The sequence below is a fragment of the Micromonospora sp. WMMD754 genome (assembly GCF_049315235.1).
In the GTDB taxonomy this organism is placed as follows: Bacteria; Actinomycetota; Actinomycetes; order Mycobacteriales; family Micromonosporaceae; genus Micromonospora; species Micromonospora sediminicola.
This window is the reverse complement of the sequence record NZ_CP186058.1, coordinates 2,075,887-2,097,609: the sequence shown is the minus strand read 5'-3', so window position 1 is coordinate 2,097,609 and position 21,723 is coordinate 2,075,887. Positions and strand designations below refer to the sequence as shown.

22 protein-coding genes and 1 tRNA gene are annotated in these 21,723 nt (G+C 73.1%); 10 read left to right on the top strand and 13 right to left on the bottom strand.

From position 1 onward, the window contains the following. Positions 1-48: 48 nt before the first annotated feature. Positions 49-312, bottom strand: coding sequence for a cell division protein CrgA (locus tag ACN27B_RS10110; protein WP_091566056.1), 264 nt, complete (start codon positions 310-312; stop codon positions 49-51). A gap of 231 nt (positions 313-543) precedes the next feature. Here ACN27B_RS10110 and ACN27B_RS10105 point away from each other — a divergent pair, with 231 nt between their 5' ends. From ACN27B_RS10105 to ACN27B_RS10090, 4 genes are read left to right on the top strand one after another with little or no spacing between them, the layout of a single operon-like run. Further along, complete coding sequence (locus ACN27B_RS10105; RefSeq protein WP_091566060.1) at positions 544-1,350, top strand: DUF881 domain-containing protein; 807 nt, start codon at positions 544-546, stop codon at positions 1,348-1,350. Continuing rightward, entirely contained in the window at positions 1,347-3,602 is a 2,256-nt protein-coding gene (locus ACN27B_RS10100) for a class E sortase (RefSeq protein ID WP_422744608.1), read from the top strand. Before ACN27B_RS10105 ends, ACN27B_RS10100 begins: the two co-directional genes overlap by 4 nt. 3 nt (positions 3,603-3,605) lie before the next feature. Further along, positions 3,606-3,890 (top strand): hypothetical protein, encoded by a 285-nt coding sequence (locus ACN27B_RS10095; protein ID WP_091566062.1) that lies wholly within the window; start codon positions 3,606-3,608, stop codon positions 3,888-3,890. A 5-nt stretch (positions 3,891-3,895) separates the two neighbouring features. After that, positions 3,896-4,546 (top strand): aminodeoxychorismate/anthranilate synthase component II, encoded by a 651-nt coding sequence (locus ACN27B_RS10090; protein WP_422744606.1) that lies wholly within the window; start codon positions 3,896-3,898, stop codon positions 4,544-4,546. Between the two features lie 347 nt (positions 4,547-4,893). Here the strand turns inward: ACN27B_RS10090 and pknB are convergent, their stop codons facing one another. Genes pknB through ACN27B_RS10055 form a run of 7 tightly spaced genes read right to left on the bottom strand, consistent with a single transcriptional unit; the run spans position 4,894 to position 13,814 of the window. Next, positions 4,894-6,720, bottom strand: coding sequence for a Stk1 family PASTA domain-containing Ser/Thr kinase (pknB, locus tag ACN27B_RS10085; RefSeq protein ID WP_422744604.1), 1,827 nt, complete (start codon positions 6,718-6,720; stop codon positions 4,894-4,896). Then, a complete protein-coding gene (locus tag ACN27B_RS10080) occupies positions 6,717-8,078 on the bottom strand; it encodes a serine/threonine-protein kinase (RefSeq protein ID WP_099163137.1) in 1,362 nt (453 codons plus the stop codon). Before ACN27B_RS10080 ends, pknB begins: the two co-directional genes overlap by 4 nt. Position 8,079: 1 nt before the next feature. After that, positions 8,080-9,585: a peptidoglycan D,D-transpeptidase FtsI family protein gene (locus ACN27B_RS10075; protein WP_099163138.1), complete on the bottom strand. Its 1,506-nt coding sequence runs from the start codon at positions 9,583-9,585 to the stop codon at positions 8,080-8,082. Next, entirely contained in the window at positions 9,582-11,072 is a 1,491-nt protein-coding gene (locus ACN27B_RS10070; RefSeq protein ID WP_091566083.1) for an FtsW/RodA/SpoVE family cell cycle protein, read from the bottom strand. Before ACN27B_RS10070 ends, ACN27B_RS10075 begins: the two co-directional genes overlap by 4 nt. Before the next feature lie 28 nt (positions 11,073-11,100). Then, positions 11,101-12,534 (bottom strand): PP2C family protein-serine/threonine phosphatase, encoded by a 1,434-nt coding sequence (locus tag ACN27B_RS10065; protein ID WP_422744601.1) that lies wholly within the window; start codon positions 12,532-12,534, stop codon positions 11,101-11,103. Further along, on the bottom strand, positions 12,531-13,019 hold the full coding sequence (locus tag ACN27B_RS10060) for an FHA domain-containing protein FhaB/FipA (protein ID WP_099163140.1): 489 nt from the start codon (positions 13,017-13,019) through the stop codon (positions 12,531-12,533). The genes ACN27B_RS10065 and ACN27B_RS10060 overlap by 4 nt, the downstream gene beginning before the upstream one ends. A gap of 6 nt (positions 13,020-13,025) precedes the next feature. Further along, positions 13,026-13,814, bottom strand: coding sequence for an FhaA domain-containing protein (locus ACN27B_RS10055; RefSeq protein ID WP_026267912.1), 789 nt, complete (start codon positions 13,812-13,814; stop codon positions 13,026-13,028). Between the two features lie 208 nt (positions 13,815-14,022). Between ACN27B_RS10055 and ACN27B_RS10050 the strand changes: the two genes are divergently transcribed. From ACN27B_RS10050 to ACN27B_RS10035, 4 genes are all read left to right on the top strand, one after another. Then, a tRNA-Leu gene (locus ACN27B_RS10050) sits at positions 14,023-14,108 on the top strand. A 71-nt stretch (positions 14,109-14,179) separates the two neighbouring features. After that, a complete protein-coding gene (locus ACN27B_RS10045) occupies positions 14,180-15,289 on the top strand; it encodes an NAD-dependent epimerase/dehydratase family protein (protein ID WP_172967882.1) in 1,110 nt (369 codons plus the stop codon). After that, entirely contained in the window at positions 15,286-16,092 is an 807-nt protein-coding gene (locus ACN27B_RS10040) for a WecB/TagA/CpsF family glycosyltransferase (RefSeq protein ID WP_091566098.1), read from the top strand. The genes ACN27B_RS10045 and ACN27B_RS10040 overlap by 4 nt, the downstream gene beginning before the upstream one ends. A 254-nt stretch (positions 16,093-16,346) precedes the next feature. Next, on the top strand, positions 16,347-16,955 hold the full coding sequence (locus ACN27B_RS10035) for a hypothetical protein (protein WP_099163141.1): 609 nt from the start codon (positions 16,347-16,349) through the stop codon (positions 16,953-16,955). On the opposite strand, the gene ACN27B_RS10030 is transcribed toward ACN27B_RS10035, so the two are convergent. The 3 genes from ACN27B_RS10030 to ACN27B_RS10020 form a co-directional block, all read right to left on the bottom strand. After that, a complete protein-coding gene (locus tag ACN27B_RS10030; protein WP_091566106.1) occupies positions 16,923-17,315 on the bottom strand; it encodes a hypothetical protein in 393 nt (130 codons plus the stop codon). The genes ACN27B_RS10035 and ACN27B_RS10030 overlap by 33 nt on opposite strands. 148 nt (positions 17,316-17,463) lie before the next feature. Next, complete coding sequence (locus ACN27B_RS10025) at positions 17,464-17,685, bottom strand: DUF397 domain-containing protein (RefSeq protein WP_091566110.1); 222 nt, start codon at positions 17,683-17,685, stop codon at positions 17,464-17,466. Beyond that, complete coding sequence (locus ACN27B_RS10020) at positions 17,655-18,536, bottom strand: helix-turn-helix domain-containing protein (RefSeq protein ID WP_422744597.1); 882 nt, start codon at positions 18,534-18,536, stop codon at positions 17,655-17,657. The genes ACN27B_RS10025 and ACN27B_RS10020 overlap by 31 nt, the downstream gene beginning before the upstream one ends. Before the next feature lie 620 nt (positions 18,537-19,156). Between ACN27B_RS10020 and ACN27B_RS10015 the strand changes: the two genes are divergently transcribed. Further along, on the top strand, positions 19,157-19,444 hold the full coding sequence (locus ACN27B_RS10015; protein ID WP_091566115.1) for a hypothetical protein: 288 nt from the start codon (positions 19,157-19,159) through the stop codon (positions 19,442-19,444). Positions 19,445-19,543: 99 nt separating this feature from the next. Beyond that, on the top strand, positions 19,544-20,005 hold the full coding sequence (locus tag ACN27B_RS10010) for a hypothetical protein (RefSeq protein WP_099163143.1): 462 nt from the start codon (positions 19,544-19,546) through the stop codon (positions 20,003-20,005). A gap of 3 nt (positions 20,006-20,008) precedes the next feature. On the opposite strand, the gene ACN27B_RS10005 is transcribed toward ACN27B_RS10010, so the two are convergent. Then, positions 20,009-20,857: a PASTA domain-containing protein gene (locus tag ACN27B_RS10005; protein ID WP_422744595.1), complete on the bottom strand. Its 849-nt coding sequence runs from the start codon at positions 20,855-20,857 to the stop codon at positions 20,009-20,011. A 112-nt stretch (positions 20,858-20,969) separates the two neighbouring features. Next, on the bottom strand, positions 20,970-21,644 hold the full coding sequence (locus tag ACN27B_RS10000; protein ID WP_253866070.1) for a PASTA domain-containing protein: 675 nt from the start codon (positions 21,642-21,644) through the stop codon (positions 20,970-20,972). Positions 21,645-21,723: the final 79 nt, after the last annotated feature.

Below are 21,723 nucleotides of genomic sequence, written 5' to 3'. Positions count from 1 at the left end.
TCCGGGTGCCGGACAGGGGCGGCGTGGCGTGACGTGCGACCGGGCGACTCAGCGCCAGCGGGAGAGCAGGATCAGCGAGGAGACCATCGCGCCGAAGCCCACCGCGAGGTTCCAGTAACCCCACGAGGCGACCGGGTAGGCCTGCTCGGAGAGGTAGTAGATCACCAGCCAGCCGATGCCCACCGCGATCAGCGCGACGGCGGTGATCGGCAGCCAGACCGGGCTAGGCTTGCGCGTCGCCGCCGTCGCCGTCGGGCGGACGTCCGTCGGCGGGGTGTACACCTTCTTCTTGCGGACCTGAGACTTGGGCACGACGCTCTCCAGAGGGGGGTACGACCTCGTCCGGCCTGACAACCGGGCGCGGGGGCGACGGTCCATGGCCAATAATGTTCGACAGCTAGCGTAGTCCCGACGGACCGTCCAGGCCACGAATGGGGTCAGGCCGGTGCACGGAGTGACCGAAAAGAGCGGGACTTTTCGGGTCGAGCAGGTCGGTTCGCATCGGCGCGGGCCGGAACGAGACGACGGGAAAGGGAACGCCCGGTGGAGTACACGTCCGGCGCCGCCTCCTGGCAGAAGGTCCTCCGCCGCGCGGTTGCCGGTCTGCTGCCCCGACGAGCGCGTCAGCGCCGCCCGGGTTGGTCGATCGGCGTGCCCCTGATCGCCGCCGCGGCGGGGCTGCTCTTCACCACCACCGCGACCACCGCCGGCGGCACCTCGCTGCGCGAGGACCGGCGGCCACAGCTCACCCAGCTCATCGAGGACCGGCGCGAGCAGGTCGCGGCCAGCGAGGCGAAGGCGGCGCGGCTGCGCGACGAGGTCGAGCAGCAGACCGAGGCGCTGGCCGGCACCGACGGGCCGGTCAAGCTCCAGCGGGACCGGGCCGCCGCCAGCCGGCAGGCCGCCGGGTTCACCGCGCTCACCGGCACCGGGATCACCATCGAGTTGAACGACGCCGACTGGGGCCCCGGCCAGCCGTTGCCCAAGGGCGCCAGCAACGACGACCTGGTCGTGCACCAGGGCGACGTGCAGGCGGTCGTGAACGCGCTCTGGGCCGGCGGCGCGGAGGCCATGTCAATCATGAACGTCCGCGTCCTCAGCACCAGCGCGGTACGCTGCGTCGGTAACACCCTGCTGCTGCACGGCCGGGTTTACTCCCCTCCTTTCAAGATCGTGGCCATCGGCGATCCCGCGGAGTTCCAGCGGGCGCTCGCCGCCTCTGAGGGAGTCCGGGTGTTCAAGGAAGTGGCCGACCACTACCAGCTCGGCTACGTCGAGCGGGTCTCCACCGTCACCGTGCCGGCGTTCGAGGACTCCACCGCGCTGCAATCGGCGACGGTGCCCAGGTGACCGGCGACCGCCCCGCGGAACGCCACGGTCGCGCCGACGACCCGCACGAGGAGCCGACCGCGTTCCTCCCCACCGTCGACCGTCCGGCGCCCGCCCCGGCGCGGCCCCCGCTCGACCTGCCCTGGCCGGACGCCGGCCCGACCCACTCGTCCCCGGCCCGTCGCGGCCTCGGCGGCCGTGACCCGGGCGCCCGTGGCCCGGGCCGTGACCCTGACGCCGGTGACCTGAGCCGTGACCTCCGTGCCCGTGGGCTGGGCCGTGAACTCGACGTCCGTGGCGTGGGCCGTGACCCTGGCGCCGGTGACCCGAGCCGTGGGCTACCCGACCGGTGGGATCCCCGTGGCCAGGGGCCGGACCGAGGCGACCCCGCCGGCCGGGACGTCGGCCGCCGTGCACCCGACGGCCGGGACGTCGGCGACCGCGCACCCGACGGCCGTGGCGTCGGCGACCGCACACCCACCCGCCGCGAACCCGCCCGCCGGGAGACCGGCGGCCGGGAGACCGGCGGCCGGGAGCCGGAACGCCGCAACCACGGCCACGGCCACGGCGACGCGGGCGGCCGGCCCAGCGCCCCGCCCCCGCCCGCCTGGCCGGGCAACCAGGCCCGTCCGTCGAGCACCGCGGCACGAGCCGAGCCGCACGGGCCGGCGCGCGCCGAGGGCTACCCACCGACGCCCCACACCGAGACCAGCCCCCCGTCGTACCGGTCGTCGCCCCGCCCGGAGACCCGTCAGCCGGCACGCGCCGAGCCGTACCCGCCCTCGTCCCACCCCGAGACCCGTCAGCCGGCACGCGCCGAGGGGTATCCGCCGTCGCCCCACGCCGGGACCCGGTCCGCGCCGCGCGTCGAGGCGTACCCGCCTCCGCCCCACGAGGACGCCCCGCGGTCGGCGCGCGGCCTCGGCCGCCCGCCCACCGGTCCGGACGGCCGGCACCCGGACGGCCCCGGGACGGCGGGTGGGCGAGCGATCGAGAACCGGCCGTCCGGGCCCGCGGATGCCCGGCCCGCCGACCCGTACCGCTCCGACAGCCGCAGCGGAGTCGGCGGCCCGGCCACCCCCGAGGACCGGCGTTTCTCGGGGCCGTCCGGCCGCCGGTTCGATCCGACGGCCCGCGCCGACCAACCCCCGCCGGGCCCCGTCGGCCCCTCCGAGCACCACGCCGACCCGGATCGCGCGCCGGCGACTCCGTCCGGCGCTCGCGGTGGTGCTCCCGGCCCGATCCGACCGGCCGCCCCCGCCGACGGGCCGACCGACTTCCTGCCGCCGGTGGGAGAGCGGGCCGGCGCGTCCGAGCCGCGTGCCCGCGCGTCGCGACGGCACGGCGCCGGCCCCGAGCAGCCCGGCGACCCGGGTGCGACGGCGGTGCTGCGCCCGGTCAGCCACCCGCCCGCCGATCCGCGGTTGGACTCCACAGCGCTGATGGGCGCCGTACCCCCGGTGCAGGACACCGGCGACGGCGGCGACGAGCCACCGGCGGAGCCGCCGCGCCCACGGCGCGGCGAGCGGGTGGTGCAGCTCCGGCCGGAACAGACCGGCGAGGGCTACCGCAGCGTCTACTCCGAACTGACCCGCCCGACCACGGGCTCCCGGCTGCGCTCGGTGATTCGCGGCACCGGCGAGGTACTGATCACCTTCGGCCTGGTGGTGCTGCTCTTCGCCGGCTACGAGATCTGGGGCAAGTCGGTCATCGTCGACGCCCACCAGAGCGACCTGAGCGGTCAGCTCGCCCGGGAGTGGGAGACGGACCCGACCGTCGGCCCGACCACCGGGCCGAGCGTGAAGCCGAAGCCGCCGGCCGAGGGGAAGCCCGTCGCCGGCCTCTACATCCCCAAGTTCGACAAGCACTGGGTGGTGGTGGAGGGCGTCAGCCCGGACGACATCCGGTACGCCCCGGGCCACTACCCGGACAGCGCCATGCCGGGCGAGGTGGGCAACTTCTCCGTCGCCGGTCACCGCATCCGCTCCACCTTCTGGCGGCTGGACGAGTTGAAGGCCGACGACGTCATCGTGGTCGAGACCAAGACCGACTGGCTCGTCTACCGGGTCTACCAGCAGCGGATCGTCAAGCCCTCCCAGGTGGAGGTGGTCGCGCCGGTGCCGGGCAAACCGGACCGGAAGGCGACCGAGAAGCTGCTCACGCTGACCACCTGCAACCCCAAGTTCGACAACTACCAGCGGCTCATCGTCCACGCCCGGCTGGACCACGCCCAGGCGAAGTCGGCGGGCCGCCCGGCCGAACTGGAGGCCTGACCCGTGTACTCGTGGATCTGGCGGAAGCTGCCGTTCGGCCTGCCCGGGAAGCTGATCGGCTCGGTGCTGCTGGCCACCGCCACGGTCGCCCTGCTCTGGCTCGTGGTCTTTCCCTGGGCCGAGCCGCTGCTGCCCTTCGACGACGTGCAGGTCACGCAGGACTCCGGCGTACCGGGCGACGCCCCCGGGGGAGGGCTCACCGACCCGACCGGGCTGCCGGGCGAGGAGGAGGAACTCCCCTACAGCACCGAGACCAACAACGCCCCGCCCTCCACCCCGAACAGGTGACCCCGATGCGCGTCCTGGTGATCGACAACTACGACTCGTTCGTCTTCAACCTCGTGCAGTACCTCGGCCAGCTCGGCGTGGACTGCGAGGTACGGCGCAACGACGAGATCGACGTCGCCGAGGTGGGCCGCGTCGGCGCGGACGGCGTGCTGCTCTCGCCCGGACCGGGCAGCCCCGACCGGGCCGGCATCTGCCTGGACGTCATCCGCGAGTACGCGGGCAGGCTCCCCCTCTTCGGCGTCTGCCTCGGCCACCAGGCCATCGGTGAGGCGTTCGGGGCCACCGTGACCCGGGCCCCGGAGCTGCTGCACGGCAAGACCTCCGAGGTGCACCACCACGGCGTCGGCGTGCTCGCCGGCCTGCCCGACCCGTTCACCGCCACCCGCTACCACTCGCTCGCGGTGCTGCCCGGGACGCTCCCGGACGAGCTGGAGGTCACCGGCCGTACCGCCTCCGGGGTGGTGATGGCGATGCGGCACCGCACGCTGCCGATCGAGGGCGTGCAGTTCCACCCCGAGTCGGTGCTGACCGAGGGCGGTCACGTCATGCTGGCGAACTGGCTGGCCACGTGCGGCTTCCCGGAGGCGCTGGAGCGCGCCCCGGAGCTGGCCGCCGAGGTCGACGCCCGCCGCCGAGCAGCCTTCGCCGCAGCCTGACGCGCCCCGCGCCCCGCGCCCCGCGCCCCGCGCCCCGCGCCCCGCGCCCCGCGCCCCGCGCCCCGGCGATCATGAAGTTGGCGGCAGGTCTCGCCCGATTTGTCGCCGCCAACTTCATGGTCAACAGCGGACGGGCTCGGGAGGGGACGACACGTAGTCGAGATCTTGGTACGGGGCTGCCCTCAGGGGGGCGGGGCCGTACCAAGATCTCGACGGGGGCGGAACGGGTGGAACGTGGTGGGTGTTTCCCGCGCCGGGATGCGGCCGTTCCACGCCGACTCAAGCGTCCGGAGAGGCAGCGTGGCGGTGTCCCGGTCGTCCGGGGCACCGCCACGTGCTCGACAGCGTCAGCCGTTGCTTCGCGTCGGCGGGACGGTCGGGAACGGGAAGCCGCCACCGCCGCCACCCGGCGTGCTGGGCGAACCGCTGGGAGTCGGGCTCGCCGGCGGGGACGGGCTCTCGCTCTCCTCCGGTGCGGCGATGTCGACGTAGATCGTCACCTGCTTGTCCCGGGCGAGGTCAGCGCCACCCTTCGGGCTCTGCTTGCTGACCTTGCCGACCTTGTCCGGCTCGGTGACCTCGTCGCCGTCCAGGGTGCGCACCTTGTAGCCGGCGTTCTGCAACTGCCGGATGGCCTGGTCCTCGGAGAGTCCCACCACGTCGGGAACCTCGGTGATGTTGCCCCGGGACACCTTGAGCTTGACGGTCGAGGCCTCGGCCACCGTGCTGCCCTCAGCGGGGTCGACCTCGACGACGATGCCCTTCTGAGCGCTGTTGTCGATGTTCTCGGTCTCGACGGTCAGGCCCAGGGCTTGCAACTGTGCCTGCACGTTCGCGACCTGGGACCCCTTGAGGTTCTTGGGGATGGTGACCTCGCCGGGGCCGGTGCAGATCTGGACCGACACCGCGGTGTTCTTCTCCACCCGCAGACCCGGGCCCGGGCTCTGGTTGACGACGGTGCCCGGCTTGCACTCCGTGTTCTGCACCGGGTCTCCGTTGACGTAGCGCAGCCCGGCCTGGGTGAGCGCCGCCTGCGCCTCGGCCTGCGTGCCGTCCACCAGCTTCGGCACGGAGACCTTCTCGGCCCCGGTCTGGTTGAGCCAGAGCGCGGTGCCCAGCGCGATCACCGCGAGCACACCGAGCGCGGCGAACGTGGCGATGACCCAGGAGGAGGACTTGCGCTTGCGCGGGTCCCCGACCCGGGCGGGCGCCTGCTGGCGCGTCTGCGGGCCCATCATCTGGGTCTGCTGCGCCTGGTGGTAGCCGCCTCCGGCGGCCGCCATCGGCATGGTCTCCTCGGACGGCATCACCGGGGTCGCCAGCACCGGCCGGCCGGCGGCGGCGCGGAGCAGGTCCGCCCGCATCTCACCGGCGCTCTGGTAGCGGTTGAGCGGGTTCTTGGAGAGCGCCTTGAGCACGATGGCGTCGACCGCGGGGTTGACGTCCGGGTTGATCGTGCTGGGCGTCGGCGGCTGCTCCCGTACGTGCTGGTAGGCCACGCTGACCGGGCTGTCGCCGACGAACGGCGGGTGCCCGCAGAGCAACTCGAACAGCACGCACCCGGCGGCGTAGACGTCGGAGCGGGCGTCGACCGCCTCGCCGCGCGCCTGCTCGGGGGACAGGTACTGCGCGGTGCCGATGACCGCGCTGGTCTGCGTCATCGTGGTGGCGCCGCTGGCCAGCGCACGGGCGATGCCGAAGTCCATCACCTTGACCTGGCCGGTCTGGGTGAGCATCACGTTGCCGGGCTTGATGTCCCGGTGGATGATGCCGTGCCGGTGGCTGAACTCCAGGGCGGCGCACATGTCGGCGCAGATCTCCAGCGCCCGGCGCGGCTGGAGCCGCCCCTCGACGCCGAGGACCTCCTTGAGGGTCCGTCCGTTGACGAACTCCATCACGATGAACGGCAGCGTCTCGCCGGTCGGTGCGGTTTCCTCGCCGGTGTCGTAGACGGCGACGATGGCCGGGTGGTTGAGCGAGGCGGCGTTCTGCGCCTCCCGGCGGAACCGCATCTGGAACGTGGCATCGCGGGCCAGGTCGGCACGAAGCATCTTGATCGCGACGTCCCGCCCGAGCCGGAGATCGCGACCGCGGTGCACCTCCGCCATGCCGCCGTAGCCCAGCAGCTCGCCGACCTGGTACCTGCCACCGAGCAGGCGGGCCTGCGCTGTCATCGCGTCTCTCGTCCTTCGCTCGTCGTCGAACCGCCGCCGGCCGGCTGGAGGCGTACCTCACGACGGTACGACGTGCGGACCGGATAGTCGCCCCCGTACGCCCGCACCGCGCCGGACGTCACGCTCACACTCGCCGGTACGGGCGGACCGGCGGCACCGGCCACGTATTTCCGGTACCAGAAAGAAATCACGCCCGAACAGAGGATGACCAGCACGGCCACCACGATCGCCGTGGTCCAGAGCCCGGAACGGGAACGGCGCTGGGGCGGCGGCGCGGCGGGCGGGCGGGCGTACCCCTGGGGGTGGTGTTGCGGTCGGGGCTGTGGGACGGGGGCCGCCCCGCGCGGCGCCACCGGTGGGCGGGCCTGCGGGGCGGGGTGCGCGACCATGGTCGGACGCGGCGCCACCGGTGGGCGGGCCGGGGCCACGGGCGGGCGGGGCTGCGGGCGCGGGGCGGCGGTCGGCACCTGGGCCCGCGCGACGGGCGCGGCGGGTGAGGCCGGCGCGCCGGAGATCGGGTGCCCGGCGCGCGCCTGCTGGGAGAGCGCGAGCTTGGCCTGTCGGGCGACGCTCGCCAGCGCGGCGGCGCTGGGCCAGCGGGCCGCCGGATCCTTGGCCATGGACCGCTCGACGATCGCGCGTACCTGGGGCGGGATGTCGGCGGGGAGCGGCCGGGGCGCGTCGCGTACGTGCTTCATGGCGATCTCGAGCGGATTGTCCCCCTCGAAGGGGCGCCGCCCGGCCAGGCACTGGTAGGCCACCACGCCGAGCGCGTAGACGTCGGAGGCGGGGGTGGCGACCGCGCCGGTGGCCTGCTCCGGCGAGATGTACGAGGCGGTGCCGAGCACCGAGCCGGCGGCGGTGAGCTGCCCGACCAGGTCGGAGCGGGCGATGCCGAAGTCGGTGAGCACCAGCGTGCCGTTCGGCCGCACCAGCAGGTTGCCGGGCTTCACGTCCCGGTGCACGATGCCCTTCTCGTGCGCCGCGTGCAGCGCGTCGGCGGCCTGGGCCAGCAACGCCATGGTGCGGGCCGGGGTGAGCCGGCCGACCCGGCTGAGCGTGGCGGAGAGCGCGTCGCCCTCCACGTACTCCATCACCAGGAAGGCGATCTGCTGGTCGCTGCCGAAGTCGTAGACGTCGACCACGCCGGGGTGGTTGATGGTGGCCATGGTCCGCGCCTCGCCACGGAACCGCTCGGCGAAGCCCGGCTCGTCGAGCAGCGCGGGGAGCAGGCTCTTGACCGCGACCGTACGGCCCAGCACCTGGTCGGTGCCGCGCCAGACGTCGCCCATGCCACCGCTGGCGATCCGCTCGTCCAGGCGGTAGCGGTTGCCGAGCTGCACACCCGGGCTGAGCACGTCAGCGCCTCCCGGAGTCGGCGATCGCCGCCGCCATGATCCGGCCGGCGATCCGGGCCGCCTCGGCGCTGCCGCCGCTGCCGGCCTGCTCCAGCTCGACGCAGACCGCGGAGAGCGGGGTGCCGTCCTTGGCCAGCGCGAAGCCGATGAACCAGCCGTGGTCCGGCGTGTCCGGGCCGGACTGGGCGGTGCCGGTCTTGCCGCCGACCACGTAGCCGTCGATGGCGGCCCGCTGGCCGGTGCCCTCCTTCACCACGTTCTGCATCATCGACCGCAGGTCCGCCGACACCTGGCTGCTGACCGGGCGGCGCAGCTCGCGCGGCTTGGCGGCGTCGTAGACGGTGGTGCGGTCCGGGCCGAGCAGCTGCTTGACCAGGTACGGGCGCATCTGGCTGCCGTCGTTGGCCACCGCGGCGGCGATCAGCGCGCCCTGCAACGGCGTCATCCGCACGTTGTTCTGGCCGATCGACGACTGGGCCAGCGCGGCCGGGTCGGTGCTGCCGTCCGGGTTCTGCATGTCGCCGGTGCGGCTGGCCGCGACCGGGAGGCCGCCGTCACCGTCCTGCCCGACCGTCAGGTCCTCCTGCTCGAAGCCGAACTGCTTCGCTTTCTCCTTGACCTTGTCCGCGCCGAGCCGCACACCGAGCTGGGCGAAGCCGGTGTTGCAGGATTCGGTCACCGCCTCCCGCAGGGTTACCTGCGCTTCGGGACAGATGGAGTCGGCGGCGTTGCGAATCGGCTTCCCGGCGCCCGGCGCGGTGTAGCTCGACCCGGCCGGGATCTGGGTCTGCTGGCCGATGCCGTTCTCCAGCGCCGCCGCGGCCATGACGATCTTGAAGGTGGAGCCCGGCGGCAGCACCTCGGACAGCGCCCGGTTGGCCAGCGGGCGGTCCTTGTCCTTCTCCAGCGCGTTGTAGGCCCGGTCGGCCTCGGTGCTGTCGTGGCTGGCCAGCGGGTTCGGGTCGAAGCTGGGCATGGAGACCAGCGCCTGCACCGCCCCGGTACGCGGGTCGATCGCGATCGCCGCGCCCTTGGTGGCGCCCACCTGGTTGTCGTTGAGCTGCTTGTACGCCGTCTCCTGGGCCCGCTTGGAGAGCGTCAGCAGCACGTTGCCGCCACCGGTCTCGTCACCGGTGAACATGTCCTTGATCCGGTTGGCGATGAGCGCGTCGCTGGTGCCGGCGAGGAAGTCGTTCTCCACCCGCTCGATGCCGCTGGCGCCGCCGTTCACCGGCTTCCAGCCGAGCACGTGCGCGTACGTCTTCCCACCCGGATAGGTGCGCTGGAACTTCAGCTCACCGCCGGTCTCCTTGCTGACCGCGTACGCGGTGCCGCCGACCTCGATGTTGCCGCGCTTGCGGTCGTACTCGGCGACCTGGACCCGACCGTTGTAGTCGCTGGTGCGGTATTCGTCGGCCTTGTAGGCCTGGATCCAGTTCAGGTTCGCGAAGAGCAGCCCGAACAGGACCATCACGACCACACCGACGCGGCGCAGGGGTGCGTTCACGGCCGGATCACCTCCGTCGGGGCGCCGTGCAGCTGCTCCGGCGGACCGCCGGCGGGCCGGGCCGCCGGGCCACCCCCACCGGTCACCGGCCGGCGGGCGCCGTCGGACACCCGCAGCAGCACCGCGATCAGCAGCCAGTTCGCCATCAGCGAGGAGCCACCGGCGGACAGGAACGGGGTGGTCTGGCCGGTCAGCGGGATGAGCTTGCTGATCCCGCCGACGATCACGAAGACCTGGAGGCCCAGGGTGAACGCCAGGCCGCCGGCGAGCAGCTTGCCGAACGAGTCCCGCACCGCCAGCGCGGCGCGCAGGCCCCGCTCGACGATCAGCAGGTAGACCACCAGCAGCGCGGAGAGGCCGAACAGGCCGATCTCCTCACCGATGCCGGCGAAGATGAAGTCGGTCTGCACCTCGGGCAGCAGGGTCGGCTGGCCTCCACCCGGACCGGCGCCGAACAGGCCACCGGTGCCGAGCGTGAGCAGGCCCTGGACCAGCTGGTAGCCCCGGTCGTACGGCTCGGCGAACGGGTCCAGCCAGATCTGCGCCCGGTCGTAGAAGTTGGCGAACGGCCCACCCACCGTGCTGCCCAGCACGTATGCCAGGTAGGCGCCGCCGAAGAACAGGATCAGACCGATGAGCAGCCAACTGACCCGCTCGGTGGCGATGTAGAGCGTCACCACGAACATGCCGAAGTAGAGCAGCGAGGTGCCCAGGTCCTTCTCGAAGACCAGCACCAGGATGCTGACCAGCCAGACCACCAGCACCGGGCCGAGGTCGCGCCCACGCGGGAAGTCGATGCCGAGCACCCGCCGGCTGGCCAGCGAGAGCACCTCGCGCTTGCGCACCAGGTAGTAGGCGAAGAACGTGAGCAGGGCCAGCTTGGCGAACTCACCCGGCTGGATCTGGAACCCGCCGACCCGGATCCACAGCTTCGCGCCGTTGATCTCGGAGAACCGCCCCGGCAGCACCGCCGGGATCATCACCAGCACGATGCCGGCCAGGCCCAGGGTGTACGCGTAGCGCGAGAGCGAGCGATGGTCGCGCAGGATCGCCAGCAGAGCGGCGGCGAGCACCACCGCGGCGAGCGTCCAGGCGAGCTGGCGGCCGCCGGTGCCGGCGAAGATGGCCAGGTCCGCCCGCTCCGCCGGGGCGGCCTGCGCCAGGTCGTACCGGCGCAGGAAACCGACGCCGATGCCGTTGAGCAGCGCCACCGCCGGCAGCAGGGCCGGATCGGCGAACGGCGCCAGCCAGCGGATCACCAGGTGCAGCCCCAGGAAGACCAGTCCCAGCGCGGCGGCCGGGATCCAGAAGTCCGGGGTGACCGTGTCCAGCGCCTTGGCCTCGATCATCGCCGCGTACGCCGCCACCAGCACCATGGCGAGCAGGAGCAGGGACAGCTCGGCGTTACGCCGGGACCGGGCCAGGCGTACGCCGGACTGCTCGCCCGTCGAGGCGGGCGAGGCTGCCGGTACGGCGGCTGCGGTCACGGATGCGTCCTCAGGATCGAGCCGACACTCACTCCGGCGACCGGCAGCCGGCGGGGTCGGCCGGCGCGACGGTGTCGGAGGGTACGGCGTCGGGCGTGGTGGTCGACGTCGGCGTGGGCGTCGGCGTGCCGGTCGCCGGGGTCGGCGGGACGGCGCTGCCGGTGATGACCGGGGTCAGCGCTCCGGCCGTCGTCACCGGGGTCGGGCTGACCGAACCGGCCGTCGGAGCGGGCGGGCAGAGCGGCTTGAGGTTCGGGTTGGCCGGGTCGTCGCTGGTCAGCTCGGCCAGCCGGCGCTCGGCGTCCGGTTCGCTCTTGGCCTGGATGCCCTGCTTCACCCGCTCCTGCGCGGCCAACGTCAGGTCGTCGAGCCGCGCCGGGCTGCGCTCGTGCACGTTCGACAGGTCGAGCCCGGCGACCTGCCCGGGCACGCCGCGGAAGACCGCGAGCTGACCGTCGTCGGTGGCGCCGACGTAGAACTGCCGCTGGGTGTAGCTCCAGCCGCCGAAGACGCCGCCGGCGACGATGACCGCCAGCGCGAGCGCCATCGCGGCGGTGCGCAGCGGGTGCCGCCGGCGTCGCTCGGGCTCGTCGTCGCGGGTGTCGACCGGCTCCTCCGGAGCGGGCGGCCGGGGCGCGGACAACGCCGACGCGCGGGCCGCCGGGGTGGAGTCGTCGGCGGAGGTCGCCATGCCCCGGTCCCGGGCGGCGGCGCCGCCGACGATCGGGGACGCCTCGACGATGTCGCGGTCGGTGGCGTCGGCGATGATCACCGTGATGTTGTCCGGACCGCCGCCGCGCAGCGCGAGCTGCACCAGGCGTTCCACGCACTGCTGCGGGTCGGTGTACTCCCGCAGCGTGTCGCCGATGGTGTCCGCGCTGACCACGCCGGAGAGCCCATCGGAGCAGATCAGGTAGCGGTCGCCGGGCAGCACCTGGCGGACGCTGTACTCCGGGTCGATGTCGCGGCCGTCCAGCGCGCGGGTGAGCAGCGAGCGCTGGGGGTGGCTGCTCGCCTCCTCGGCGCTGATCCGGCCCTCGTCGACGAGCATCTGGACGTAGGTGTCGTCCTTGGTGATCTGCGCGAACTCACCGTTGCGCAGAAGGTAGGCCCGCGAGTCACCGATGTGGACCATGCCGAGCTTGCTGCCGGAGAAGAGGGTCGCGGTGAGCGTCGTGCCCATCCCCTCCAGCTGCGGGTTGGCGTCCACGGTGTCGCGGAGCTGCTGGTTGGCGGTGCCCACGGCGGAGCGGAGCGCGTCGACCAGGGCGTCACCGGGGACGTCCTCGTCGAGCGGCGCCATGGCACCGATGACGATGTTGCTGGCGACGTCACCGGCGGCCATGCCGCCCATGCCGTCGGCAACGGCGAGCAGCCGCGGTCCGGCGTAGACGGAATCCTGGTTGCCGTCTCGGATCAGACCGCGGTCGCTGTGGGCCGCGTAGCGCAGGGTCAGAGTCATGGCCGTAATTCGAGGGAAGTGCGGCCGATCCGGATCGGCACGCCGAGGGGGACGGGGGTTGGTCCGGTGACCTTAGCGCGATCCAGGTAGGTGCCGTTAGTCGATCCGAGGTCCTCGACGTACCACTGCCCGTCACGCGGCACGAGCCGGGCGTGTCGCGCCGAGGCGTAGTCGTCGGTGATCACCAGGGTGGAGTCCTCCGCCCGTCCGATGGTGATCTGGGCCTCGCCCAGGGTGATCCGGGTGCCGGCCAGCTGACCGGCGGTGACCACCAGCTGGTGGGCGGCCCGACCCCGCTTGGCCTTCGCCGGCTTCCCCGCCGGCGCTCCGGTGGAGGCGCCGACCCCGCGCGGCGCGGCCACCAGTCGACCCGACCGGGCCCCCGCGAAGAGGTCCCGACGGATCACGCCGACCACCGTGAACACGAAGATCCACAGCAGGATGAGGAACCCGAACCGGGCGACGGTGATGACGAGCTCCGGCAACGGGGATCAGCCGTCCACGCGGAAGGTCAGCGTCGTCGTGCCGAGCTGGATCATGTCACCCGGGTTGAGGGCGACCGCCGAGACGCGCTGGCCGTTGACCATGGTGCCGTTGGTGGAGCCCAGGTCGGTCAGCACGACCTGGCCGCCGTCGAAGTCGAGCCGGGCGTGGCGTCGGGAGATGCCGACGTCGGGCAGGCGCAGGTTGGCCTGGTCGCCCCGGCCGATCACGGTCGAGCCCATCTGCAACGGGTAGGTGCGGCCGTCGCCGGAGACCAGGCGGACGTTGCGGCCGCCGCCGTGGCCGGGCGGGGGACCGTAGCCGCCGCCCTGGTCGTAGGCCGGGTAGGCCGGGCCGGCGTCGTAGCCGCCGGGGGCCGAGACCGGGGCGACGTCGCCGCCGGTGTAGACCTCGGCGGTGACCCGGAACATGCCGGTGTCCAGCCCCTCACCACGTTCGACCTCGACGATCACGTCGCCGTAGACCGTCCAGGCCTGCTCGCCGATGAACTCCGCCTGCGACTGGGCCAGCTCCTGGGCCAGCGCGGCGGCGTACGGCGCCAGGCGACTGTGGTCGTAGGGCGAGAGATCGATCACGTAGCGGTTGGGCACCAACGTGCGCCCACCGGCCAGGATCGCCTTGTGCGCCTCGGCCTCCCGCTGCATGGCGTTGAGGATCTCCACGGGGTGGACCACCCCTTTGAAGACCTTGGCGAAGGCCCCCTCGACCAGGCCTTCCAGACGCTTCTCGAAGCGTTGCAGCACGCTCACCGGCTCCTCCTCGGGTCCCGAGGCAATGATGGTATCCGGACACCGCCTCCGCAGCTCACACGCCGCTCGGCCGGCTGCCGTCGGCCCGTTCGTGACCAGGCCCGCGAGCGTGCTACAGTTTCGCCCGCCACGAACGGTGATCGTTCGTGGCGTGACCAGTGGACAGCGTAATATGTCCCGGCACCCGCCGCAGATGGCGGGCGCGGGATGCGATATGGTGTTCCGGTCGTGCCACGGGGATGTGGCGGAATGGCAGACGCGCACGGTTCAGGTCCGTGTGTCCGAAAGGACGTGGGGGTTCAACTCCCCCCATCCCCACCAGAACGAGGGCTCCGCAGGCTGCGGGGCCCTCGCGCCGTATCGGGGCGTACCGGACGTCACGCTATGCTCCGATGGTTTCCCTGCCTCCTATGGACCAGGAGTGGCGTGTGAGTGTCGCGTTGGTGACCGGTTCCGGCGGTCTGATCGGCTCCGAGGCGGCCCGGCACTTCGCCGGGCTGGGTCTCGACGTGGTCGGCATCGACAACGACATGCGGCGGTACTTCTTCGGTGAGGACGGCTCGACCGCCTGGAGCCTCGACCGCCTCGCCGCCGACCTCGGCACCGCGTACACCCACCACGCGGTGGACATCCGCGACCGGGACGGCCTGGAGCAGGTCTTCAAGCGGTACGGCCGGGACATCGCCGTGGTGATCCACAGCGCCGCCCAGCCGAGCCACGACTGGGCCGCCAAGGAGCCGTACACCGACTTCGACGTGAACGCCGGCGGCACGCTCAACGTGCTGGAGAACACCCGGCGGCACGCGATCGACGCGCCGTTCATCCACTGTTCCACGAACAAGGTCTACGGCGACCGGCCGAACTCGCTCCCGCTGGTCGAGCTGGAGACCCGCTACGAGCTGCCCGAGGACCACCACTGGTACGACGGCATCACCGAGGACATGTCGATCGACGAGTCGCTGCACTCGATCTTCGGCGCCTCGAAGGTGGCGGCGGACGTGATGGTCCAGGAGTACGGCCGGTACTTCGACATGAAGACCGCCTGCTTCCGGGGCGGGACGCTGACCGGGCCGGCGCACTCCGCGGCCGAGCTGCACGGCTTCCTGGCGTACCTGATGCGGTGCGTGATGGAGGGCCGGACGTACAACCTCTTCGGCTACAAGGGGAAGATGGTCCGGGACGCGATCCACTCCCGGGACGTGCTCACCGCGTTCGAGGCGTTCTTCCGCGAGCCGCGCTCCGCCCAGGTCTACAACCTCGGCGGCGGCCGGCACTCGAACACCTCGCACATCGAGGCGTTCCGGATCGCCCAGGAGATCACCGGCCGCGAGGCGCAGATCAACTACGTCGAGCAGGCCCGCACCGGCGACCACCAGTGGTACGTCAGCAGCATGGCCCGCTTCGAGGAGCACTACCCGGCCTGGAAGATCACCTACGACGTGCCGATGATCCTCCGGGAGATCTACGAGGCGAACGTCGACAAGTGGGTGCCGAAGCCATGACCGGCGACACGAAGCGCAACGTGCTCGGCGTCGGGGTCGACGCGACCGACTACGACCGGGCCACCGAGGCGGTGGTCGCGGCCGCGCACGAACGCCGCCCGATGGCGCTGACCGCGCTGGCCGTGCACGGCGTGATGACCGGGGTGCTCGACCCGGCGCACAACGCCCGGCTCAACTCGTTCGACGTGGTGACCCCCGACGGGCAGCCGGTGCGCTGGGCGCTCAACCTGCTGCACGGCGCCGGCCTCACCGACCGCGTCTACGGCCCGGAGCTGACGCTGCGCGTGCTGTCCCGGTTCGCCGACGAGGGGTTGCCGGTCTACCTCTACGGCTCCACCGAGGAGACGCTGGCCCGTCTGGTCCCGGCACTGGAGCGCCGGTTCCCGGCGCTGAAGATCGCCGGCGTCGAGCCGTCCAAGTTCCGCGCGGTCGCGCCGGGCGAGGACGCCGAGATCGCCGACCGGATCCGGGCCAGCGGCGCCCGCCTCGTCCTGGTCGGGCTCGGCTGCCCCCGGCAGGAGGTCTTCGCGTACGCGATGCGGCCGCTGCTGGACATGCCGCTGATGGCGGTCGGCGCGGCGTTCGACTACCACGCCGGCCTGCTGCGCAATCCGCCCCCGTGGATGCAGCGCGCCGGGCTGGAGTGGTTCTGGCGGCTCGGCCTGGAGCCGAAGCGGCTGTGGCGCCGCTACGTCATCCTCAACCCGGCCTACCTGGCCCGGTTGGCGGCGCAGAAGACCGGCCTGTGGAAGGCCACCCCGCCGGCGCCGGCCACCGGCCGCCCCGCCACCTTCGACGTCTGACCCGACGACGTCCGGCGGCCACCCGTGAGGGGGACCGCCGGACGCCGGTGGGAGAGGTTGGCTGCGGTGGTGACGGTCGCCCGGGTGAGGCTCCGGGAGACCGGTCGACCCGATGCTAGGTCGCCGACACGACCACTGTGAACATTCCGGAACCGCCATAACGCCGGCGCGATGACCCCTACGGGAACGCGTACCGGGGGAACCGGGGGGCCGTCCCCGATTCGGCGGGCGTCGAACTGGGCAAGGCTGGGGCCATGGATGACCGTCTCGCCGTGCTGCTTCCCGTCGCCGCCGTCTGGCTGGCCGCCGGCCTGGTCGCCGAGGGCCTGCCCGGGCTGGACCGGGCCCGGGCGCTGCGGCGGCGTACCGGATGGTTGTCCGCCCTGGTGCTGACCGGCCTCGCGCTCACCACGGCGGTCCTGGCCGCGGGCCTGCAGAGCGCCGGCGACACGGCGGTCGACCGGGCCGCCGCCGGTCTCGCCGTCGCGGCCGTCCCGGCGGCGGTCGTCGCGGCCTGCACGGTACGCCGGGTCCGGCGGGTACGGGCCGGCGCGGGCGCCTTCGCGGCGGCGCCCGGGATCCCGGCCCCGCACGGTCTGCGGGCCGCCGCCGCGCACCCGCTGATCGCGCTGCCGTTGCAGGCGACCGCGCTCGCGGTGCTCGTCGCCGTGTTCCCGGCCGTCGGGGTCGACCTCTTCGCCGCACCGGGCCTCGCCGGCCCGGCGATCACGGTCGCGGTGCTCGCGGTGTCGGCGATCGGGGTACGGCACGCGTTGCGACACAACCGGCTCGCCGAGCGGGCGTTGCCGCCCGCGCGGGCGACGGCGGTGTCAGCGCGTCCGGCCGGTGCCCTGCACGTATAGCAGCTCCAGGATCGCCCGGGTCGCCTCGAACCAGCGGTCCAGCCAGCCGGGCGGGGGGACGCTGCCCTTCGGGGGCAGCTCCATCAGCAGGCCGCGCAGGAGCGGGTGGTCCACCAGGGACTCCTGCTGCTCCATCGGCCAACCGCTGGGCGGGAAGGACGGCTCGGTGAGCGGGTTGGGGTCGAGCGACGGCAGGGAGAGCGGCCCGGCGGACTGCTCCGGCGCGGCGGCCATCTCCTCGCCGTCGGTGGAGACCACCTCGGTGAGGACGGTGTCCCGGCGCGCCCCGCGGTACTTGCCACCGAACCGCTCGGGCTTACCCGGGCCGCTGGTGAGGTTCTCTGAACCGATCGTCGTCATCCGTCTCGCCTGCCTCGTTCGGTTGCCGATCCGTGCGGTTCAACGAGGCGGAACGGAACTGGCGACGGGTGGCCGGCGTCGGCCGGCACCCGAACGAAATGGTCCCGCCCGGCGACGCTGCCGGGCGGGACCACGCTTTCGGTGGCGATCAGCTCCGGCCGAACGCACCGCCCCTGGCGCGGGCGACGAAGGCGTGCCAGTCGCCCGGGGCGAAGACCAGGGCCGGGCCCGTCTTGTCCTTCGAGTCCCGGACTCCGACCGCCCCGGTCACGTACGCGACCTCGACACAGTTGTCGCAGTTCGGCCCGCTCTTCGAGCTCTTGAACCACGTCGCCTGCGTCAGGTCCACGGGGAACTCCTTGGTCGCCATTTCCACAGTGGCTCCTCTGCCAGTTTCGCGATGTGTGCGATGGATTCCTCCGGGCGTATGGCCGCTGCTCGAATGTGATCGAAGATGAAGCTGTACTTCTGCAGTTCGTCGCTCTTCTCCAGGAAGAGCCCACCCGTGGCGTTCTCCGCGTACACGACATCGGGATCACTCGGTTCGGGGAAGCTGAGGATGGTGAAGGTCCCGTCCATGCCGGCGTGCGCGCCCACCTCGAAGGGCAGGACCTGCACCGTCACGTTCGGCAGTTCGGCCACCTCCACCAGCCGCTTGAGCTGGCCACGCATCACCGTGTCGCCGCCCACCGGCCGGCTCAGCACCGCCTCATCGAGCACCACCCACAGATCGACCGGATCGTCCTGGGTCAACAACGACTGACGGCCCAGTCGGACACGCACCCGTTGTTCGACCTGTTCGGCCGTGAAGTCCGGCCGGGCGGCGCGGATCATCGCCCCGGCGTACTCCTCGGTCTCCAGCAGCCCGGGCACGACCTGCTGCTCGTATGCGCGGATCGAGCTGGCCGCGGCCTCCAGGCCGACGTACGCCCCGACCAGCACCGTGCTGTAGGGATGCCACCAGCCCTTCTGCCGGGCCTCGCGGGCGATCTGCACCAGCTCGTCGCTCTCCGCGCCGACCACCCCGTAGATCCGGAGCATGTCCCGTACGTCGCGGGGAGTCGCGGTGGTGTGGCCGGTCTCGATCCGGGAGATCTTGGACGCCGAACACTCCAGTTGCTCGGCGACCACCTCGATGGTGATGCCGGCGGCCTCCCGCTGCCGGCGGAGTTCCGCACCCAGCCGGCGCCGGCGGATGGTCGGGCTGCGCCGTTCACTCATGACGCCGCCCACCGGCTCGCGGGACCAGGACTCACAGACACCCGGCTACCTCCGGTCGGTCGCGCCCCGGTTCGGCACCCGCCGTGGGCGCGACCCGGGGGCGGCGGGCGAGCGTTCGCGGCAGGGGTGGTGCCGGTCGTCGACCGGCCGCGACGGGCGAAACCGGCGTCCAGTGTGCCGTTTGGGTACCTGAGGGTTCAAGCGCCCCGTTCACGTGTCCCACTCACCTATCGGCAAAAGTCGACGTGCAACTTGCATCCGGCAGGTCGCTGATGCACTCTGTCGGTATGGCACGGGTTACTCACCGTCTTCGCATGATCTCCGGGCGTGGTGACACCACGGTCCGTGGGACGGCCGGAGGGGAGCCGTCCCGCGCCGCGAGACCTGCCCCGGGGTGAAGACCCCGCCGCTGCACGCCGGCTCGGCTGCGGCGGCGGGAGCGGTAACCGGGAGCAGCCGGGTGATGGTCGGGTGGCGGTCCGCCACCGTGGGTACGGCCCGACCAGCACCGACCCACCGACCGCCGGTCCACCGAGGTAGACCCCCCGTCACCGGACCGCACCGACCCCCGTTCCGTCTCGCCGGCCCGAACCGCCGGCCGAACCTTCCCAGGAGCCCATGTGCTTCCCCGCTCCGGTGACGTACTGCACGTGACTCGCGCGGCGAGTGTCCAGTTCTTCCGACCGATCATGTTCCGGGTGATCCGGGTGCTCGACTGGCCGACCTACGACGGTTGGCTCTGGCTCGACGGCTACGAGTTGAACGCGGCGGGGGACGCGGTCAACCGGCGGTCGATCTTCGTACTTCAGGAGGGGTTGCGGCAGGTCCAGGCCGCACCGGCCCCTCGTCAGCACACCGTACGGACGGCCCGACGTCCGGTGGTCCGGACTCCGGTCCGGGTGGGCTGACCTCACGATTCCCGGTCGGGAGGGCGTGCCGCCGCCATAGAATCGGTACGCCCACCCCGGCACCGTTCCACCCCGCGCGCCACGGACCCTGAACCTGGGATGGTCATGGTCAATCTGCCCGCCGCGCGGCGGCACCACCGGTCCCGTGTCGGCTATGCCCTCGGGCTCTTCCTCTTCCTCGGCCTCGCCACCGTGCTCGCGCTCGTGGTCCGCCATCCGGCCTTCTCCGCCACCCAGCAACTGGCCGAGCCCGTGCCCGCCCCGGAGATCACCGTGGCCGGCGAGGGCGCGCGGTCGGCCGGCGAGCCGGCGGAGGCCCAGCCGTACGGGGACGAAACCGACGAGGACGAGCGGGACGGGGCCGGGTCGGCGACGGCGGACGACATCGACGAGGAGTCCGACGACGATCAGGCGGGCTCCGGGGCCGGGGAGGGCGCGCTCGCGGACCGCCCCACGGACTCGACCGACCTCGGCCGGTCACTGTTCTATTCCGGCCTGCTCGGGCTCGCCATCTCGCTCGCCGGGCTCGGCCTGGTGGGCACCCGACGCCGGCAGTGGTGACCGTCAGGGCGTGGTGGTGGTCGCCGGCGCGGAACTCGGCGTGGTCGCGCCGGTGGTGGGCGGGGCCGCTGCGGCCACCACGAGCGTGACCCGGTCGCCGTCACCGACGGAGTAACCGGCCTCCGGGTCGGTGGCGATCACCGTGCCGGCCGGCCGGTCCGACGGCCGACGCTGCACCCGGTAGTCGACACCCAACCGGTCCAGCGCCGCCCGGGCGGCGGACTCGGGCAGCCCGACCAGCGGCGGCATCGGCACCTCGGCGGGCGGCGTCGTGGTCGGGGGCGTGCTCGACGGCGAACTGCTCGGCGACGCGCTGGTCGGCGCGGCGCTGGTCCGCGCCGAGGTGCTGGGCACCGCCGACGGCGTCGGGCCCGGACCGTCGTTCCGCTCGGCGGCACGCAGCGCCAGCCACACGCCGGCCGCGATCAGACCGAGCAGGACCAGCGCCAGGATGCCCAGCAGGATCGGCATCCACCAGCGGCGTCCGGCCTGTTCGTCGCCGTACCACTCGGCGCCCGGCTCGGGGTAGCCGGCCGGTCGCGGCGGCGGCACGCCGGCACGCCCGGACCAGGCCGCGCCGCCGACCGGCTCCTGGCGGGTGGTGGCGTCCAGCGGCCGGCGTCCCTCGCCGGGCAGCGGTCGGGTGGCGTCACCGTCCGCCCCGCCGGGCACCGCCCGCGTCGCGTCGGGGTCGTCGCCGGGGTTGCGGGGCATCGCGCGGGTGGCGTCGGCGTCCTCGCCGCCCGCTCCCCGCGGCATGGCGCGGGTGGCGTCGGCGTCGTCCCCGTGCGGGGGCAGCGCCCGGGTGGCGTCCGCGTCACCGGCGGGTGGATCCTGACGGTCGTCGCTCATGGCACACGTCCTTTCCCCACCGGGACGGGGGCACACGGCCCTCGATCGTCCACGGTAGCGGTCCGTGGCCACGCCGGCCGGCATCAGCGCGCCGTCCTGCCCGGGCCGGCCGTCAGGGAGTGGGCGACGGACTCGTGGTCGGCGCGTCCCCGCAGGTGAGCGCGATCTGGTCGTTCCACCGGGCGGCGCTGCCCGCGGCCGGTTCCTGCCCGGTGACCGGCCCCTGCCGGCCGCTGCGGTAACGCGGGTAGAGCCCCGCCTCCACCAGGTCGTCCGCCGCGTCGGCGCAGGACAGGGCGCCGACGTCGGGCACGGTGACGGCCGGGGCCGGCCCGGCCACCCAGACGGTGACCGTGACGCCGCGCTTGACCGGCTCGCCGGCGCCCGGCGAGGTCCGCTCGACGGTGCGCCCGGAGCCGGCGCCGAACACCAGCCGCCAGCCGAGCCGGCGGTCGCGCAACTCCTGCCGGGCCCGCGCGAAGTCGGCGCCGACCAGATCCGGCACGGTGAGGCCGGACGGGGTACGCGACCGTGGACCGCTGGGACGGTCGTCGGCGGGCCGGGTGGACGGTGCGCTGGGCGTGGCCGGCGGACCGGAGGTCGCCGCGCCACCGCTCGGCACGACCCCGGAGGAGGCGGCGGGCGGGTCCGGCTCACCGGCGAGCACCCAGCCACCGCTGGCTCCGATCACCGCCAGCAGGACCACCGCCAGAGCGCCGCCGAGAAAGAGCCGGGTACGCCCCGGGCCGGTCCCGTCGTCGCGTACCGGCTGCCGATCGTCCGTCATCGCGTCCCCCGCCTCGTTCATCGGCGACCGTAGCCGGTGTCGCCAAGCCGTCCGCGACCGGTCGCCGGATCCCACGACT

Coding starts and splice junctions, on each gene's coding strand:
- ACN27B_RS10005 (WP_422744595.1), bottom strand. CDS start 20,857: ATGAGCGACGACCGTCAGGATCCACCCGCCGGTGACGCGGACGCCACC.
- ACN27B_RS10035 (WP_099163141.1), top strand. CDS start 16,347: ATGGATGACCGTCTCGCCGTGCTGCTTCCCGTCGCCGCCGTCTGGCTG.
- ACN27B_RS10065 (WP_422744601.1), bottom strand. CDS start 12,534: ATGACTCTGACCCTGCGCTACGCGGCCCACAGCGACCGCGGTCTGATC.
- ACN27B_RS10025 (WP_091566110.1), bottom strand. CDS start 17,685: ATGGCGACCAAGGAGTTCCCCGTGGACCTGACGCAGGCGACGTGGTTC.
- ACN27B_RS10000 (WP_253866070.1), bottom strand. CDS start 21,644: ATGACGGACGATCGGCAGCCGGTACGCGACGACGGGACCGGCCCGGGG.
- pknB (WP_422744604.1), bottom strand. CDS start 6,720: ATGACAGCGCAGGCCCGCCTGCTCGGTGGCAGGTACCAGGTCGGCGAG.
- ACN27B_RS10040 (WP_091566098.1), top strand. CDS start 15,286: ATGACCGGCGACACGAAGCGCAACGTGCTCGGCGTCGGGGTCGACGCG.
- ACN27B_RS10090 (WP_422744606.1), top strand. CDS start 3,896: ATGCGCGTCCTGGTGATCGACAACTACGACTCGTTCGTCTTCAACCTC.
- ACN27B_RS10045 (WP_172967882.1), top strand. CDS start 14,180: ATGGTTTCCCTGCCTCCTATGGACCAGGAGTGGCGTGTGAGTGTCGCG.
- ACN27B_RS10030 (WP_091566106.1), bottom strand. CDS start 17,315: ATGACGACGATCGGTTCAGAGAACCTCACCAGCGGCCCGGGTAAGCCC.
- ACN27B_RS10020 (WP_422744597.1), bottom strand. CDS start 18,536: ATGAGTGAACGGCGCAGCCCGACCATCCGCCGGCGCCGGCTGGGTGCG.
- ACN27B_RS10010 (WP_099163143.1), top strand. CDS start 19,544: ATGGTCATGGTCAATCTGCCCGCCGCGCGGCGGCACCACCGGTCCCGT.